The organism is Pseudomonas sp. CC120222-01a (assembly GCF_003097235.1).
Lineage (GTDB): Bacteria > Pseudomonadota > Gammaproteobacteria > Pseudomonadales > Pseudomonadaceae > Aquipseudomonas.
This window is the reverse complement of record NZ_QEQQ01000005.1, coordinates 172066-186049: the sequence shown is the minus strand read 5'-3', so window position 1 is coordinate 186049 and position 13984 is coordinate 172066. Positions and strand designations below refer to the sequence as shown.

General features: G+C 62.7%; 13 protein-coding genes. 9 read left to right on the top strand and 4 right to left on the bottom strand.

Translation table 11 applies throughout. The features are described 5' to 3' along the window. Positions 1 to 33: 33 nt before the first annotated feature. The 4 genes from N430_RS09295 to groL all read left to right on the top strand — a co-directional run bounded on the left by N430_RS09295 (position 34) and on the right by groL (position 3531). Positions 34 to 765, top strand: a complete 732-nt coding sequence (locus tag N430_RS09295; protein ID WP_110635844.1) for a HugZ family protein — start codon at positions 34 to 36, stop codon at positions 763 to 765. A gap of 67 nt (positions 766 to 832) precedes the next feature. Further along, positions 833 to 1294, top strand: coding sequence for an FxsA family protein (locus tag N430_RS09290; protein ID WP_103449258.1), 462 nt, complete (start codon positions 833 to 835; stop codon positions 1292 to 1294). Between the two features lie 252 nt (positions 1295 to 1546). Further along, the gene (locus N430_RS09285; protein WP_009684394.1) at positions 1547 to 1840 is read left to right on the top strand and encodes a co-chaperone GroES; all 294 of its coding nucleotides are present in this window, start codon (positions 1547 to 1549) and stop codon (positions 1838 to 1840) included. A gap of 50 nt (positions 1841 to 1890) precedes the next feature. After that, positions 1891 to 3531 (top strand): chaperonin GroEL, encoded by a 1641-nt coding sequence (gene groL / locus N430_RS09280; protein WP_110635847.1) that lies wholly within the window; start codon positions 1891 to 1893, stop codon positions 3529 to 3531. 94 nt (positions 3532 to 3625) lie between these two features. On the opposite strand, the gene N430_RS09275 is transcribed toward groL, so the two are convergent. Next, a complete protein-coding gene (locus tag N430_RS09275; protein WP_110635850.1) occupies positions 3626 to 4354 on the bottom strand; it encodes a phosphatase PAP2 family protein in 729 nt (242 codons plus the stop codon). Between the two features lie 180 nt (positions 4355 to 4534). Between N430_RS09275 and colR the strand changes: the two genes are divergently transcribed. The 5 genes from colR to N430_RS09250 all read left to right on the top strand — a co-directional run bounded on the left by colR (position 4535) and on the right by N430_RS09250 (position 8223). Next, on the top strand, positions 4535 to 5218 hold the full coding sequence (gene colR / locus N430_RS09270) for a two-component system response regulator ColR (RefSeq protein ID WP_003255215.1): 684 nt from the start codon (positions 4535 to 4537) through the stop codon (positions 5216 to 5218). After that, a complete protein-coding gene (locus tag N430_RS09265; RefSeq protein WP_110635853.1) occupies positions 5208 to 6509 on the top strand; it encodes a HAMP domain-containing sensor histidine kinase in 1302 nt (433 codons plus the stop codon). The genes colR and N430_RS09265 overlap by 11 nt, the downstream gene beginning before the upstream one ends. 107 nt (positions 6510 to 6616) lie before the next feature. Next, a complete protein-coding gene (locus tag N430_RS09260) occupies positions 6617 to 7297 on the top strand; it encodes a class I SAM-dependent methyltransferase (RefSeq protein WP_110635856.1) in 681 nt (226 codons plus the stop codon). A gap of 6 nt (positions 7298 to 7303) precedes the next feature. Beyond that, a complete protein-coding gene (locus tag N430_RS09255) occupies positions 7304 to 8005 on the top strand; it encodes a lipopolysaccharide kinase InaA family protein (RefSeq protein ID WP_110635859.1) in 702 nt (233 codons plus the stop codon). Then, positions 8002 to 8223, top strand: coding sequence for a hypothetical protein (locus N430_RS09250; protein WP_110635862.1), 222 nt, complete (start codon positions 8002 to 8004; stop codon positions 8221 to 8223). The genes N430_RS09255 and N430_RS09250 overlap by 4 nt, the downstream gene beginning before the upstream one ends. A 199-nt stretch (positions 8224 to 8422) precedes the next feature. Here N430_RS09250 and N430_RS09240 read toward each other — a convergent pair whose 3' ends face one another. The 3 genes from N430_RS09240 to N430_RS09225 form a co-directional block, all read right to left on the bottom strand. After that, positions 8423 to 11467 (bottom strand): multidrug efflux RND transporter permease subunit, encoded by a 3045-nt coding sequence (locus tag N430_RS09240; protein WP_110635867.1) that lies wholly within the window; start codon positions 11465 to 11467, stop codon positions 8423 to 8425. Positions 11468 to 11480: 13 nt separating this feature from the next. Further along, positions 11481 to 12629, bottom strand: coding sequence for an efflux RND transporter periplasmic adaptor subunit (locus N430_RS09235; protein WP_110635870.1), 1149 nt, complete (start codon positions 12627 to 12629; stop codon positions 11481 to 11483). A gap of 257 nt (positions 12630 to 12886) precedes the next feature. After that, on the bottom strand, positions 12887 to 13984 hold the full coding sequence (locus tag N430_RS09225) for a DUF1513 domain-containing protein (RefSeq protein ID WP_110635876.1): 1098 nt from the start codon (positions 13982 to 13984) through the stop codon (positions 12887 to 12889).

Sequence of the window (13984 nt, the reverse complement as noted above, 5' to 3'; positions counted from 1 at the left end):
ACTCATCCAGTCCGCATCCAGGAGCCGCCTTCAGTGAGTACCAACGCCATCCGCCCCGCCCGGGAACTGCTGCTCAAGGAATACCGCGGCGTGCTCTCGACCCACTCCAAGTCGATGCCCGGCTTCCCGTTCGGTTCGGTGGTGCCTTACTGCCTGGATGCCGAGGGCAATCCGCTGATCCTGATCAGCCGTATCGCCCAGCACACCCACAACCTGCAGAAGGACCCCAAGTGCTCGCTGCTGGTAGGTGAGCGCGAGGCCGAGGACGTGCAGGCCGTCGGCCGCCTGACGGTGATGGCCGAGGCGCACAAGCTGGTCGACGAGACCGCCATCGAGGCGGCAGCCGAGCGCTACTACCGCTACTTCCCCGACGCCGCCAACTACCACAAGGCCCATGATTTCGACTTCTGGGTCCTGCAGCCGGTGCGCCATCGCTACATCGGCGGTTTCGGCGCGATCCACTGGCTCGACCAGGTGACCCTGGCCAATCCGTTCGCGGGCAAGGCCGAGGCGAGCATGATCGAGCACATGAACAGCGACCATGCCAATGCCATCGCCCATTACGTCGAGCTCAGCGACCTGCCGCGCAGCGTGCCGGCGCAGATGGTCGGCATCGACAGCGAGGGCATGCACCTGCGCATCGGCCAGGGCATCTACTGGTTAGCCTTCCCCGCGCCTTGCAACACGCCGACACAAGTCCGCGAAGCCTTGGTGTTGCTGGCGCGCGCCGACCAATGGCCGGCTGCGACTGAAGTCGAGGCTTGAAATCCGGAGTGCACGCATCCATCTGTAGGTCTTACAGGAAGGGTCTCTTCCGACGAGGAATGCTTTGATGCGTGCTTTTCTATTGCTGTTTCTACTGTTCCCGGTGCTGGAGCTGTTCGTCTTCGTCAAGGTCGCTGGCGCCATCGGTTTCTTCCCGGCGCTGCTGCTGATCATCGCCGGTTCCGCCCTGGGTGTGCTGGTAGTGCGTGTGGCGGGCCTCGCCACCGCCCTGCGTGCCCGTGAAAGCCTGCAGCGTGGTGAATTGCCCGCCGAGGACATGTTCCAGGGCCTGATGCTGGCCGTGGGTGGTGGTTTGCTGCTGCTGCCGGGCTTCATCAGCGACGTGCTGGGCCTGCTGTGCCTGTTGCCGTTCACCCGCCACCTGGCGGCCCGCAAGATGCGCGAGCGCGCCGAGGCCCAGGCCATGCGCCAGCGCGCGTTCCAGGACGACCCGTTCCAGCCGCAGCCGCGTGATGGCGGCCATCGCCCGAACGTGATCGAAGGCGAGTACGAGCGCCGCGACAAGTAACCAGACCTGTCACCCCGGGGCCGCACAAGCGGCCCCGGTCTTTTTCAGCCGGCTGAAAAATTTTGCATATCAAGCCTTGTAATTGAATATGGCGGCCTCATGTATGTGGTCACCGCAAGGTTTCTGGTGGCAACACCAGTCATGACACAGGTGGTTCGCCCTTTGCGGGCCACCCCCGGCAACGCCGGACTGCATCAACCCCGCCGGTGTCGATACCGGCCGATGAAAACCACAATTTGGGAGAGATCGACAATGAAGCTTCGTCCTCTGCATGACCGCGTAGTCATCCGTCGCAGCGAAGAAGAATCGAAAACCGCTGGCGGTATCGTCCTGCCGGGTTCGGCCGCTGAAAAACCAAACCGCGGCGAAGTCGTTGCTGTTGGCACCGGTCGCGTCCTGGAAAACGGCGAAGTACGTGCGCTGGCTGTCAAAGTCGGTGACAAAGTGGTTTTCGGCCCTTACTCGGGCAGCAACACCGTGAAAGTCGATGGCGAAGACCTGCTGGTCATGGCCGAGAACGAAATCCTCGCCGTTATCGAAGGCTGATTTCACCCCGACTTCCCGTTACTCCAAAGATTTCCAAGGATTAAACGATCATGGCTGCTAAAGACGTAAAATTCGGCGATTCCGCTCGTAAGAAAATGCTGGTTGGTGTCAACGTTCTGGCTGACGCGGTAAAAGCGACCCTCGGCCCGAAAGGCCGTAACGTAGTGCTGGCCAAGAGCTTCGGCGCTCCGACCATCACCAAGGACGGCGTTTCCGTCGCCAAAGAAATCGAGCTGAAAGACGCCTTCGAGAACATGGGCGCCCAGCTGGTCAAGGAAGTCGCTTCCAAGGCCAACGACGCTGCCGGTGACGGCACCACCACCGCTACCGTTCTGGCTCAGGCCATCGTCAACGAAGGCCTGAAAGCCGTCGCTGCCGGCATGAACCCGATGGACCTGAAGCGCGGTATCGACAAGGCCACCGCCGCCGTTGTCGCCGAGCTGAAGAACCTGTCCAAGCCATGCGCCGACTCCAAGGCCATCGCCCAGGTAGGCACCATCTCCGCCAACTCCGACAACTCCATCGGTGAAATCATCGCCGAAGCCATGGAAAAAGTCGGTAAAGAAGGCGTGATCACCGTTGAAGAAGGCTCGGGCCTGGAAAACGAACTGTCCGTCGTAGAAGGCATGCAGTTCGACCGCGGCTACCTGTCGCCGTACTTCGTCAACAAGCCGGACACCATGGTTGCCGAGCTGGAAGGCCCGCTGCTGCTGCTGGTCGACAAAAAGATCTCCAACATCCGTGAGCTGCTGCCAGTTCTGGAAGCCGTTGCCAAGGCCGGCCGTCCACTGCTGATCGTTGCCGAAGACGTCGAAGGCGAAGCCCTGGCTACCCTGGTGGTCAACAACATGCGCGGCATCGTCAAGGTTGCTGCAGTCAAGGCACCAGGCTTCGGCGACCGCCGCAAAGCCATGCTGCAGGACATCGCTGTCCTGACCGGCGGCCAGGTCATCTCCGAAGAAATCGGCCTGACCCTGGAAACCACCACCCTGGAGCACCTGGGTAACGCCAAGCGCGTCATCCTGTCCAAGGAAAACACCACCATCATCGACGGTGCTGGCGTTGACGCCGACATCGAAGCACGCGTCAAGCAGATCCGTGCCCAGATCGAAGAAACCTCTTCGGACTACGACCGCGAGAAGCTGCAAGAGCGTCTGGCCAAGCTGGCTGGCGGTGTTGCCGTGATCAAGGTCGGTGCTGGCACCGAAGTTGAAATGAAAGAGAAGAAAGCCCGCGTTGAAGACGCCCTGCACGCTACCCGTGCTGCCGTCGAAGAAGGCGTGGTGCCTGGCGGTGGTGTTGCCCTGGTTCGTGCCCTGGCTGCCATCAAGGACCTCAAAGGCGACAACGAAGACCAGAACGTCGGTATCGCCCTGCTGCGTCGCGCTGTAGAAGCTCCGCTGCGCCAGATCACTGCCAACGCCGGCGACGAGCCAAGCGTTGTTGCTGACAAGGTCAAGCAAGGTTCGGGCAACTACGGCTACAACGCTGCTACCGGCGAATACGGCGACATGATCGAGATGGGTATCCTCGACCCAGCCAAGGTCACCCGTTCGGCTCTGCAAGCCGCAGCTTCGATTGGCGGTCTGATGATCACCACCGAAGCCATGGTTGCCGACCTGCCGGAAGACAAGCCAGCTGCTGGCATGCCTGACATGGGCGGCATGGGTGGCATGGGCGGCATGATGTAAGCCAGCCTTACCCCCTGCGCCAAGAAAAAGCCCCGCCTAGTGCGGGGCTTTTTCGTTTTCCTGTGCCGGCGATGGGCCGCAGTGCGGCCCTCTATCAAGCGACGCGATGCTCCATGGCTGGCGCCTCGGCCATGCCCTTGCGATACAGCACCAGGTAATACGAGCCCAATCCGATCAACCAGCAGAACACCGCAGTCCACACGTTATGCGACAGGAAGTGCGCGCCCTGCAGCATCCGCCCCAACCCCAGCGCCGAGCCAGCGACCAGAGCCACCGCAAACGCCACCCGCGCCAGCTTCGGCTTGCGGTCACGCAGCATGAAGAACAGGCCGAACAGGCAGAAACCGGTGGCTGCATGCCCACCCGGCCAGCACAGGCCTGGCTTGTCGGTCGCCGGCCGGTGTTCCAGCAGCTTGCTGTAGGTTTCCTTGCCGCCGAACTGGGTCAGGCTCCATGGGCATTGCACCTGGGTCACCTTCTTCAGCGGCGTGACGAAGGCCGTCGACAGCCCCAGCGCCAACACCAGGCAACCCAGCTCGCGGCGCCAGCTGAACAGGCGCTTCCAGAAGAAGCTCGAAGCGAACGCGCCCAGCGAGATCAGGCCGAGCAGGATCACGCCTTGCTTGACCCGGTCATGCATGACGGTTTCCAGCAGGTAACTGTGACGGCCGATGAACTGCCCGGCGGCAGGGTCGAAGAACAGGTTGGCGACGTCCATGTCGAGCGAGGTCAGTTCCAGCAGGAGCAAGGCCGCGGCGACAGCCAGAGGTATGCCCAGGTACAGCCAGAGATTGATCGGACGCGGACGAGTGCGGTGTTGCATGACGACTCCAGGGGGTAAAAAGACCGGGCATTGTCATGCGCCCGCTATTCTCTGTCCGTGAAGGATCAGTGAAAAAACTGTCAAGTTCGCTGAATTTGCCCTGGGGCTGGCACAGTACCGGCGATGGCCTTAAGCTGCGCCTGCCGCGCACCCTAGCGAAGCGCCGCACAGGAGAACCCGATGCGTATTCTTTTGGTTGAAGACAACCGCGATATCCTTGCCAACCTTGCCGATTACCTGGGCATGAAAGGCTACACCGTCGACTGTGCCCAGGACGGCCTCTCAGGCCTGCACTTGGCCGCCACCGAGCACTACGACCTGATCGTGCTCGACATCATGCTGCCCGGTATCGATGGCTATACCCTGTGCAAGCGCCTGCGCGAGGATGCCCGCCGTGATACCCCGGTGATCATGCTCACGGCCCGCGACCAGCTGGACGATCGCCTGCAGGGCTTCCGCTCCGGTGCCGATGATTACCTGCTCAAACCCTTTGCCCTGTCCGAGCTGGCCGCGCGCATCGAAGCCGTGCTGCGCCGTGCCCAGGGCGGCGGGCGTCGTACCCTGCAGGTCGCAGACTTGAGCTACGACCTCGATACCCTTGAAGTGACCCGTCAGGGCCGCCTGCTCAAGCTCAACCCGGTCGGCCTCAAACTGCTCGCGGTACTGATGCAGAAGAGCCCGCACGTGCTGCGCCGCGAAGTGCTGGAAGAAGCCCTGTGGGGCGATGACTGCCCGGATAGCGACAGCCTGCGCAGCCATGTGCACCAGCTGCGCCAGGTGATCGACAAACCGTTTGAAAAACCGCTGCTGCATACCGTCCATGGCGTCGGCTATCGCCTCGCCGAGGGCCGCGATGGAGTTTAAGCAAAGCCTTGCCCAGCGCATCATCATCGCCTTTGCGTTGATGAGCGCGCTGGTGGCCGGCGCCTTCGCCTTCGGTATCGTCGCCACCGTGCACCTGGTCGAGGAGCGCCTGATCTCATCGGTGCTCGGCGGCGACCTGCAGCGCCTGCTGCGCATGGACAGCGTCAGTGACTGGAGCCACCGGCCACGGCCTGATCAGCTGTTCTACTTCAGTGGCGGGCGCGATGATTTCGAGCTGCCCAAGGACTTGCGCCACCTCGATGTGGGCTTCCATGAGGTATTTCGCGACCAGTTGTCCTACCACGCGATGGTCGAAATCGTCGATGGTCGCCGCTATGTGCTGCTGCAGGACCAGAGCGATTTCGAAGAGCGCGAGCGCGTGCTGTTCGCTGTCGTGGTGGTGGGCTTCGTGCTCAGCCTGGTGCTGGCAGTGGTGCTTGGCTGGCTGCTGGCGCGCAGGGTGATGGCACCGGTCATCCGCCTGGCGCGACAGGTTCGCCATCGTGACCAGTTGCTTGGCCTGGCGCCGCCATTGGCACCGGATTACGCAGCCGACGAAGTCGGCCAGTTGGCGGTGGCGTTCGACGATACCCTGGGCCGGCTGCGCGACGCACTGACCCGCGAGCGCTTGTTCACCAGCGATGTCAGCCATGAGCTGCGCACGCCGCTGATGGTGCTGGCCACTTCGTGCGAACTGCTGATGGAAAACCCCAATCTGGATACCCGCTCGCGCAGTCAGGTAGAGCGCGTCGCCCGTGCCACGGAAGAGATGCGCGAGCTGGTCAAGACCTTCCTGATGCTGGCGCGTGCCCAGCGTGACCAGGGGGCCGTGGCGTCCCAGGCCACCTTGCGCGAAGTCGCCGACGACCTGGTCGGGGTGTGGCGCGATACCATCGAGCAGAAGGGCCTGGCGCTCTATTTCGATGGCCAGGTCAGTGCAGGCCCATTGCTGTACAACGCTACCTTCCTGCATTCAGTGATGGGCAACCTGCTGCGCAACGCCGCGCATTACACCGACAGTGGTTACATCCGCCTGAGCCTGGAGCTCAACGGCTTCAGTGTCGAGGACAGTGGCGTGGGTATTCCGGAAGAGAAGCGCGAGGCCATGTTCCAGCCTTTCGTGCGCGGCGAGGAGCGGCGTGGCGAAGGCCTCGGGCTTGGGCTGTCGCTGGTGCAGCGGATCTGCGATGACCAGGGCTGGCGGGTGACGTTGACCTCGACGGCGCCACATGGATGCCGCTTCCAGGTGGACCTGAGCCAGAGCGCGGAAACGACCGATCCCACTCAGTAATAAGATGAAACATTCCTGCCGTTTGATGACACTATTTTCACATTGGCATGACCTGTTTCCCACGACTTGATACCTAAGGTATGCGCATTGGAGACAGGAGCCACTCGATGCGCAGCCCGATCAAACTCGAATTTTCCGAGAAGTACGACCAGCAACATGCCAAGGAGTACTTCCTCAAGCACCAGGATGGACTGGCTCGACGCTTGTCCCACAAGCGTGACGAGCAGCTGGCCCGTCGAGCGCTGACGCTGGCAGGAGAGCCGGGCCTGGTGCTCGACTTGCCCTGTGGCGCGGGCCGTTTCTGGCCGCTGCTGGCAGAAAAACCGAACCGGGTGATCATCGGTGCCGATAACTCCGAGGCGATGATCCAGACCGCCTGTGCCGCACAACCGCCAGAAGTGGTGGCGCGGGTACGGCCTTTGCAGACTTCGGCATTCGCGATCGATTTGCCAGATAATTCGGTCGACAGCATTTTCTGCATGCGGTTGTTCCACCACATTGGCGAAGCGGCGCACCGCAAGACCATTCTTGACGAGTTTCAAAGGGTTAGCCGTGACAGCGTAATCCTGTCATTGTGGGTGGACGGTAACTTCAAGGCCTGGCGCCGTCAGAAGCTCGAGCAAGCGCGTAGCGCCAAGGCCGAGCAGGGCAGCTATCAGAACCGTTTCGTGTTACCGGCAGAAACGGTCGAAGCAGAATTCAAGGCCGCCGGCTTCAGAATCCAGGAACACCTCGACTTCCTGCCGTTCTATGCCATGTGGCGGGTATATGTATTGCGTAAGGGGTAGTGTTTGATGGCTGTAGCCCAAAATGGGGAGTCGCGGTTCGATTATTACTGGCGCCAGCAGGGCGAATGGGTCGAGGAACCCAACCAGCGGCGCGGTGGTGAAAGTGGCGTACAACGGCTGAGCGATGGCAACGGCAAGGTGCTGTACGCCAAGCGTCAGGTCGGCCATATCTATCGTAGCCTGTTGCACCCATTCGGCAGGCCGACGGTGTTGCGCGAGCTCGATGCACTCAACAGTTTCGAACAACTGGGCGTGCGCGTACCACGCATCGTGTTCTGTGGTGCCGAGCGTGATCCCGAGCATCAATGGCGCGCGCTGCTGGTCAGCGAGGCGCTGGATGGTTTTGTCGAACTCGACACCTGGCACGCCGAAGGCGCACGCGAGCGCTATCCTCAAGTTGTGCATGAACGCATGCTCAAGGACCTGGCCGACAACCTGGCGCGCATGCACCTGGGCCACTGGCAGCATGGTTGCCTGTACGGCAAGCACGTCTTCATCAAGGTCATCGGCGAGGGTGAGCAGGCCCGCGTCGAAGTTGCACTCCTGGACCTGGAAAAGTGCCGACGACGCATCAGCTGTCAGCGGGCTGCGGGTAACGACCTGCGCCAGCTGCGCCGCCACTCGTCGCTAAATGACACGGAATGGCAAACGCTGCTCTATTTTTACCAGATGGCGTTTGGCAGCGCTGTCAAAGGGTTAGAGTCATGAAACTAGAAATAGCTCGAGCTTTGTTCCTGGTGGCTGGCTTGGCGGTGACCACGGCGGCGATCGCTGCCTGGGAAGAGCCGCGGCCTGTGGTATTCAGCAAGGCCGGCCAGTGTGCAGTGCCGCATGAAGTCAAGGCACTGCAGAGCAAGGCTGAACCGGACCAGGATTTGCTGTTGTTCCTCTTCGGCATGCGCCAGGGGCTAAGGCCGTTTGGCTGATATGGCTCGAGCAAGATGAAGGCCTCGCAATCGCGAGGCCTTTGTTTTTATCCTCAAAGCAACGCGGGCTCTTGTGGGAGCGGCCTTGTGTCGCGAAAGGGCTGCAAAGCAGCCCCACGGATTCATGCGTGACACAGACATTTCTGGGGCTGCTTTGCAGCCCTTTCGCGACACAAGGCCGCTCCCACAAAGATCGCAGTCATGCATGTATCGGCTGTTTGGATTCAGACTTGTGCGCCAGCAAGGTGTAGATACAAGGCAGCACGAACAGGGTAAACAAGGTCCCGATCGACATCCCGGTGGCAATCACCGTGCCGATATCGAACCGGCTCACCGCGCCGGCGCCGGTGGCCAGGATCAGCGGCACCATGCCGAACACCATCGCCGCCGTGGTCATCAGCACCGGCCGCAGGCGAATGGCGGCCGCTTCCTCGATGGCCTGGCGAACGTTCAGACCTTTTTCCTCACGCAACTGGTTGGCGAACTCGACGATCAGGATGCCGTGCTTGCTGATCAGCCCGATCAGCGTCACCAGCCCCACCTGGGTATAGATGTTCATGCTGGAAATGCCCAGGAACAGCGGTAGCAGCGCGCCACAGATCGACAACGGCACGGTCACCAGGATCACCAACGGGTCGCGGAAGCTCTCGAATTGCGCGGCCAGCACCAGGAAGATGATCGCCAGCGCCAGGCCGAAGGTCACCCACAGAGCGCTGCCTTCCTGCACGTACTGCCGCGCCGTCCCGGCATAGTCGAAGGCAAAACCCTCCGGTGCCTCTTCCCGGGCGATGTCACGCACCGTCTGCAACGCCTCGCCAATGCTGACCATCGGCACGCCCTGGATGATCGCCGAGTTCAACTGCTGGAACTGGTTGAGCTGGCGGGGGCGGGCGCGGTCACTGAGGGTGATCAGTGTCGACAAGGGCAGCAGCTGCCCTTGCTCGTTCTTCACGTAGTAGTTGTTCAGCCAGCCAGCGTTGTCCCGATAGGGCCGCTCGACCTGGGCAATCACCTTGTAGCTGCGGCCTTCGAGGGTGAAACGGTTGATTTCCGCCTCGCCCAACAGGGTAGCCAGGGTGCTGCCCAGCGTATCCATGGACACGCCCATTTGCGCCGCCTTGGCCCGGTCGATGTCGACCACCACTTCAGGCTTGTCGAAGGCCAGGTCGATGTCGAGGAAGGCGAACTTGCCCGATTCCTGCGCCCGTTGCTTGACCCGCTGGGCGACCTCCAGCAGGGCTGGGTAGTCACCGGCGGTGTTGATCACGAACTGGAACGGCAAACCCTCGCCGGTACCCGGCAGCGACGGCAGGTTGAAACCGAAGATCTGCAGCCCGCCGATCTGCTCCAGCTTGGCCTGCACCAGCGGCAGCAGCTCCATCTGCGTGCGCTGGCGTTCATTCCAGGGCTTGAGCAGGAAGCCACCGATGCCGCTCTGCACGCCGTTGAAGCCGTTGATCTGGAACGACGAGTAGTACTCGGGGAAACTCTTGAACAGGGGCGTGAACTGGTCGGTGTAGGCGTTCAGGTAGTCGAGGTTGGCCGGCTGTGGCGAGCTGCTCATCATGAAGATCACGCCCTGGTCCTCGTTGGGCGCCAGCTCGTTCTGGGTGAACTTGAGCAGCACCGGGATCAGGCACAGGATGATCACGGCGAACACCAGCACCACCGGGCGGCTGTCGAGGGTGGCGTGCAGCAGGCGCTGGTAACGCACCTTGAGGCCTTCGAACAGCACGTCGAGCCTATGGGCCAGGCCGCTGGGGTTCTGCTCCTGGCGCAGCAGCAGGGCGCACATCATCGGCGACAGGGTCAGGGCGACGATGCCAGAGATCACCACCGCGCCAGCCAGGGTCAGGGCGAACTCCTTGAACAGCGCACCGGTGAGCCCGGTAAGGAAGCCGATGGGCGCGTACACTGCCGCCAGGGTGATGGTCATCGACACCACCGGCATGGCGATTTCCCGTGCGCCTTCCAGGGCGGCATCGAAAGGTGACTTGCCTTCCTCCATGTGCCGGTGGATGTTCTCCACCACCACGATGGCATCGTCCACCACCAGGCCGATGGCCAGCACCATGGCCAGCAGCGTCAGCAGGTTCAGCGAGTAGCCCATCATCTGCATGAAGAACAGCACGCCGATCATCGACAGCGGAATGGTCACCACCGGGATCAGCACCGAACGCAGGGCGCCGAGGAACAGGAACACCACCACGATGACGATCAGCACCGCTTCGCCGAGGGTCTTGATCACTTCGTCGATGGAGGCCTGGATGAACAGCGTGGCGTCATAGGCGATCGATACCTTCAGCGCCGACGGCAGCTGGCTTTCCAGCTCGGGCATGATGCGCCGCACTTCCTTGATCACGTCCAGCGGGTTGGCCGCCGGGGTGGCCTTGATGCCGATGTAGACCGACGGCGTGCCATCGAACGAGCTGACCGTGTCGTAGTTTTCCGCGCCCATCTCCACCCGTGCCACGTCACCCAGCAACACCCGGCTGTCCCCGGACACCTTGAGCGGCAGCGCGGCGAAAGCTTCGGCGGATTTCAGCTCGGTGCTGGCGTTGATGCTGGTGACCACGTATTCGCCTTTCACCTCACCGGCGGCGGAGAGGAAGTTGTAGCGGCGCACGGCATTGGTCACGTCGGTGGCGGCAAGGCCGAAGCCGGCCAGCTTCACCGGATCGATCCAGATGCGCATGGCGAACACCTGGTTGCCGAGGATTTCCGCCTCGGCCATGCCTGGCAGGGTAGCCAGCTTGGGCTGGATCACCCGCGACAGGTAGTCGGTGATCTGCGGGTTGCTCATTTCCTTGCTGTAGAAGCTGATGTACATCAGTGCCGAGGCGTCGGCGGCTTCCTTGCTCAGGACCGGGTCTTCGGCGTTCTGCGGCAGCTGGTTGCGCACCTCGTTGGCCTTGGCCAGCAGTTCGGTGAACAGGCGGTCGCTGTCTGCGCCGATGCGCGCGTAGATGGAAATCACCGAAAAGTTTTGGCGGCTGACCGAGGTCATGTAGTCGATGCCTTCGGCGCTCGCCAGGCTCTGTTGCAGCGGTTGGGTGATGTAGCCCTGGATGGTCTCGGCGTTGGCCCCGGGGTAGGCGGTGGTTACCGTGATCAGGGCGTTTTCCATTTTCGGGTACTGGCGGATCTGCAGCTTGTTCCAGGCCTGGAAGCCGAGCAACAGGATCAGCAGGCTGACCACGCTGGCCAGCACCGGGCGGCGGATGAACGGGTCGGTGAACGCCATGCCTGCCTCCTGCTCAGTCGGTGCGCGGGGCGCCCTGTTCGGGCTTGAGCGCGCTGTCCTGGCCAATGCGAATGGTCGCGCCTGGGGTCAGCTTGAGCTGCCCGGCGGTGACTACCTGCTCGCCGGCCTTGAGGCCCTTGCTGACCACCACCACGCCATCGCGGCGTTCGCCGGTCTGCACGGTGCGCTGTTCGGCACTGAGTTGTGGCTGGCCCTTGTCGTCGTTTTCCGGGTTGCCGTCCTTGTCCTTCTTCGGCGTGGCGACGTACACCGAGTTGCCGTAGAGGGTGTAGGTGATGGCGCTTTCCGGCACCACCACCTGGGGCTGCGGGTCGGGCAGCAGGATCAGCAGGTTGGCGAACATGCCGGGCAGCAGCTTGTCGTCCGGGTTGGCCAGGGTCGCGCGCACCAGCAGGTTGCGGGTGTTCTCATCGACCTTGGGGTTGATCGCGCTGAGGCTGGCCGGGAAGGTCTGGCCGGGGTAGGCCGCCACTTGCACCAGCACCTGCTGGCCCAGGCTCAGGTGCGGCAACGCCTGTTCCGGGACGTTGAAGTCGACATACAGGCTGGACAGGTCCTGCAGGGTGGCGATCACCGTGCCGGCGGCCAGGTACTGGCCGATGTCCACCTGGCGGATGCCGATGGTGCCATTGAACGGCGCGTTGATGCTCTTCTTGATCTTCTGCGCCTTGAGCTGTTCGACCACCGCCTGGTTGCGCCGGTACTGGGAGGACAGGCGATCGAACTCGCCGCGGGAGATGGCGGCATCGCCGACCAGCTGGCTGCCGCGGCCGAAGTCGACCTTGGCCAGCCCCAGGTCGGCCTGGGCGGTGCCGAGCAGGGCGGTTTCCTGGTCGTCGTTGAGCTGTAGCAGCGGTTGACCGGCTTTGACCTTCTGCCCGGAGTCGAAGTACAAGGCCTTGACGATGCCTTCCACTTCCAGGCTCAGCTCGACACCTTGCAGGGCCTTGAGGCTGCCTACGGCAGGCAGGCGCTCCTGCCACTGGCGCTGTTCGGCCGGGGCGGCCGCAACGGTGATGGGCGGCCTGGGTGCGGAGAACATCTGGATCTGCTGGTAGATCGAGAAGCCCTTGTAGCCCCCCAGGGCCAGCACGATCAGCAGCACGACGGCCAACATGATGAGCATGCGGCGGCGTAGCATAGGTCCGGTTCCTTGGATGCGTGGTTGTTATTCGTTTTGACACGACAACGGGCGATCCTGCCCACGTGCGGATGGGGGAAGTATTGCAGAAGGGGGAGGGGATTGCCTGTACCGGCCTCTTCGCGGCTGTAGGAGCGGCCTTGTGTCGCGAAAGGGCCGCAAGGCGGCCCCAGGGTTTCAGCAGTGATGCACATGTTGCTGGGGCTGCTTTGCAGCCCTTTCGCGACACAAGGCCGCTCCTACAAAGACTGCAGGGCTTAGACGAGATGCAGGTGGTTATCCCAGAACCCGGAAGGCAGGTCCATCGGTTGCCCGATCAGTTCGGCCTTGCGGCAGTTGTAGAAACGGCAGCGACCCTGCCCTGAGGTAACGACAAACCCATCCTTGACCGCGCCGACGCCGGCGCAGTCGGGCATCGGTGCATCGAGCTTCACCGCACCGCTGTCCAGGTCCCAGACAAACAGGCGGTTGGCCCGCGGCGCAGTCAGGGCCACCAGGCGCAGGTCGCTGTGGATGGCGACGCTGGCGGTGTACTGGGCCATCGATTGCAGCTGGCGCTCTGGTACCGGGAAGGCCTTGAACGGCTCGCCCGGGCGCTTGATCGCCAGCAGCTCGGCGGTCTCGTCGGCAGCGCCCATGAACTGCTGGCAGGCGGCGATGGTGCCATCGTCGCCCACCGCCAGGTGGCGCACGCTGTTCATCTGCTGGGCCAGGGTCTCTTTGCTCAGCAGAGTGCCGTCGCGCTGCATCAGCACCAGGCTCGGCTCCATGGCGTTGAGGTTCATCTCGATCCGGCTCTCGGCCTCGGTGCGGATACCGCCGTTGGCCACGATCAGGGTTTCGCCGTCCGGCAGCCAGGCCACTTCATGGGGGCCGATGCCGTGGGTCGGGATCTCGCCGGTGTGCACCAGGCGCTCACCCTCGAAGCGGTACACGCCGAGCACGCCACGGCCTGGGTCGGTGGTGTCGTTCTCGGTGGCATACAGCCATTCGCCACCCTTGTGGATCACCGCATGGCCATAGAAGTGCCGGTTCGGCTGCGAGGTGACGGTCTGCAGCAGGCGCCCGTCGCGCAGGTCGACCAGGTAGCTTTCGGTACCGGGGCGACGGGCGACGAACAGGGCGATCGGCAGCTCGGGGTGGTTGATGATGGCATGGCAACGCTGGGCAACCTGGGTGCTGAACACCTGGGTGCCGTCCAGGCGGAACCCGACCGCATAGTGCTTGCCGTCGCCATCGTCCCGCGCCGACAGCAGCAAGGGTTCGCTGCCTTTGTTGCGGAACAGGCTCCAACCGCCCAGGGTCAGGGCGCTGAGCAATACGCTACCGAGTTTGAGGGCCTGGCGTCGCAGCAT

What these genes read in the sequence shown, in the direction of transcription:
- N430_RS09285 (WP_009684394.1), top strand. Translation starts at nt 1,547, where the DNA reads ATGAAGCTTCGTCCTCTGCATGACCGCGTAGTCATCCGTCGCAGCGAA.
- N430_RS09265 (WP_110635853.1), top strand. Translation starts at nt 5,208, where the DNA reads ATGGAGTTTAAGCAAAGCCTTGCCCAGCGCATCATCATCGCCTTTGCG.
- N430_RS09225 (WP_110635876.1), bottom strand. Translation starts at nt 13,984, where the DNA reads ATGCTGCGACGCCAGGCCCTCAAACTCGGTAGCGTATTGCTCAGCGCC.
- groL (WP_110635847.1), top strand. Translation starts at nt 1,891, where the DNA reads ATGGCTGCTAAAGACGTAAAATTCGGCGATTCCGCTCGTAAGAAAATG.
- N430_RS09290 (WP_103449258.1), top strand. Translation starts at nt 833, where the DNA reads ATGCGTGCTTTTCTATTGCTGTTTCTACTGTTCCCGGTGCTGGAGCTG.
- N430_RS09255 (WP_110635859.1), top strand. Translation starts at nt 7,304, where the DNA reads ATGGCTGTAGCCCAAAATGGGGAGTCGCGGTTCGATTATTACTGGCGC.
- N430_RS09260 (WP_110635856.1), top strand. Translation starts at nt 6,617, where the DNA reads ATGCGCAGCCCGATCAAACTCGAATTTTCCGAGAAGTACGACCAGCAA.
- N430_RS09240 (WP_110635867.1), bottom strand. Translation starts at nt 11,467, where the DNA reads ATGGCGTTCACCGACCCGTTCATCCGCCGCCCGGTGCTGGCCAGCGTG.
- colR (WP_003255215.1), top strand. Translation starts at nt 4,535, where the DNA reads ATGCGTATTCTTTTGGTTGAAGACAACCGCGATATCCTTGCCAACCTT.
- N430_RS09235 (WP_110635870.1), bottom strand. Translation starts at nt 12,629, where the DNA reads ATGCTACGCCGCCGCATGCTCATCATGTTGGCCGTCGTGCTGCTGATC.
- N430_RS09275 (WP_110635850.1), bottom strand. Translation starts at nt 4,354, where the DNA reads ATGCAACACCGCACTCGTCCGCGTCCGATCAATCTCTGGCTGTACCTG.
- N430_RS09250 (WP_110635862.1), top strand. Translation starts at nt 8,002, where the DNA reads ATGAAACTAGAAATAGCTCGAGCTTTGTTCCTGGTGGCTGGCTTGGCG.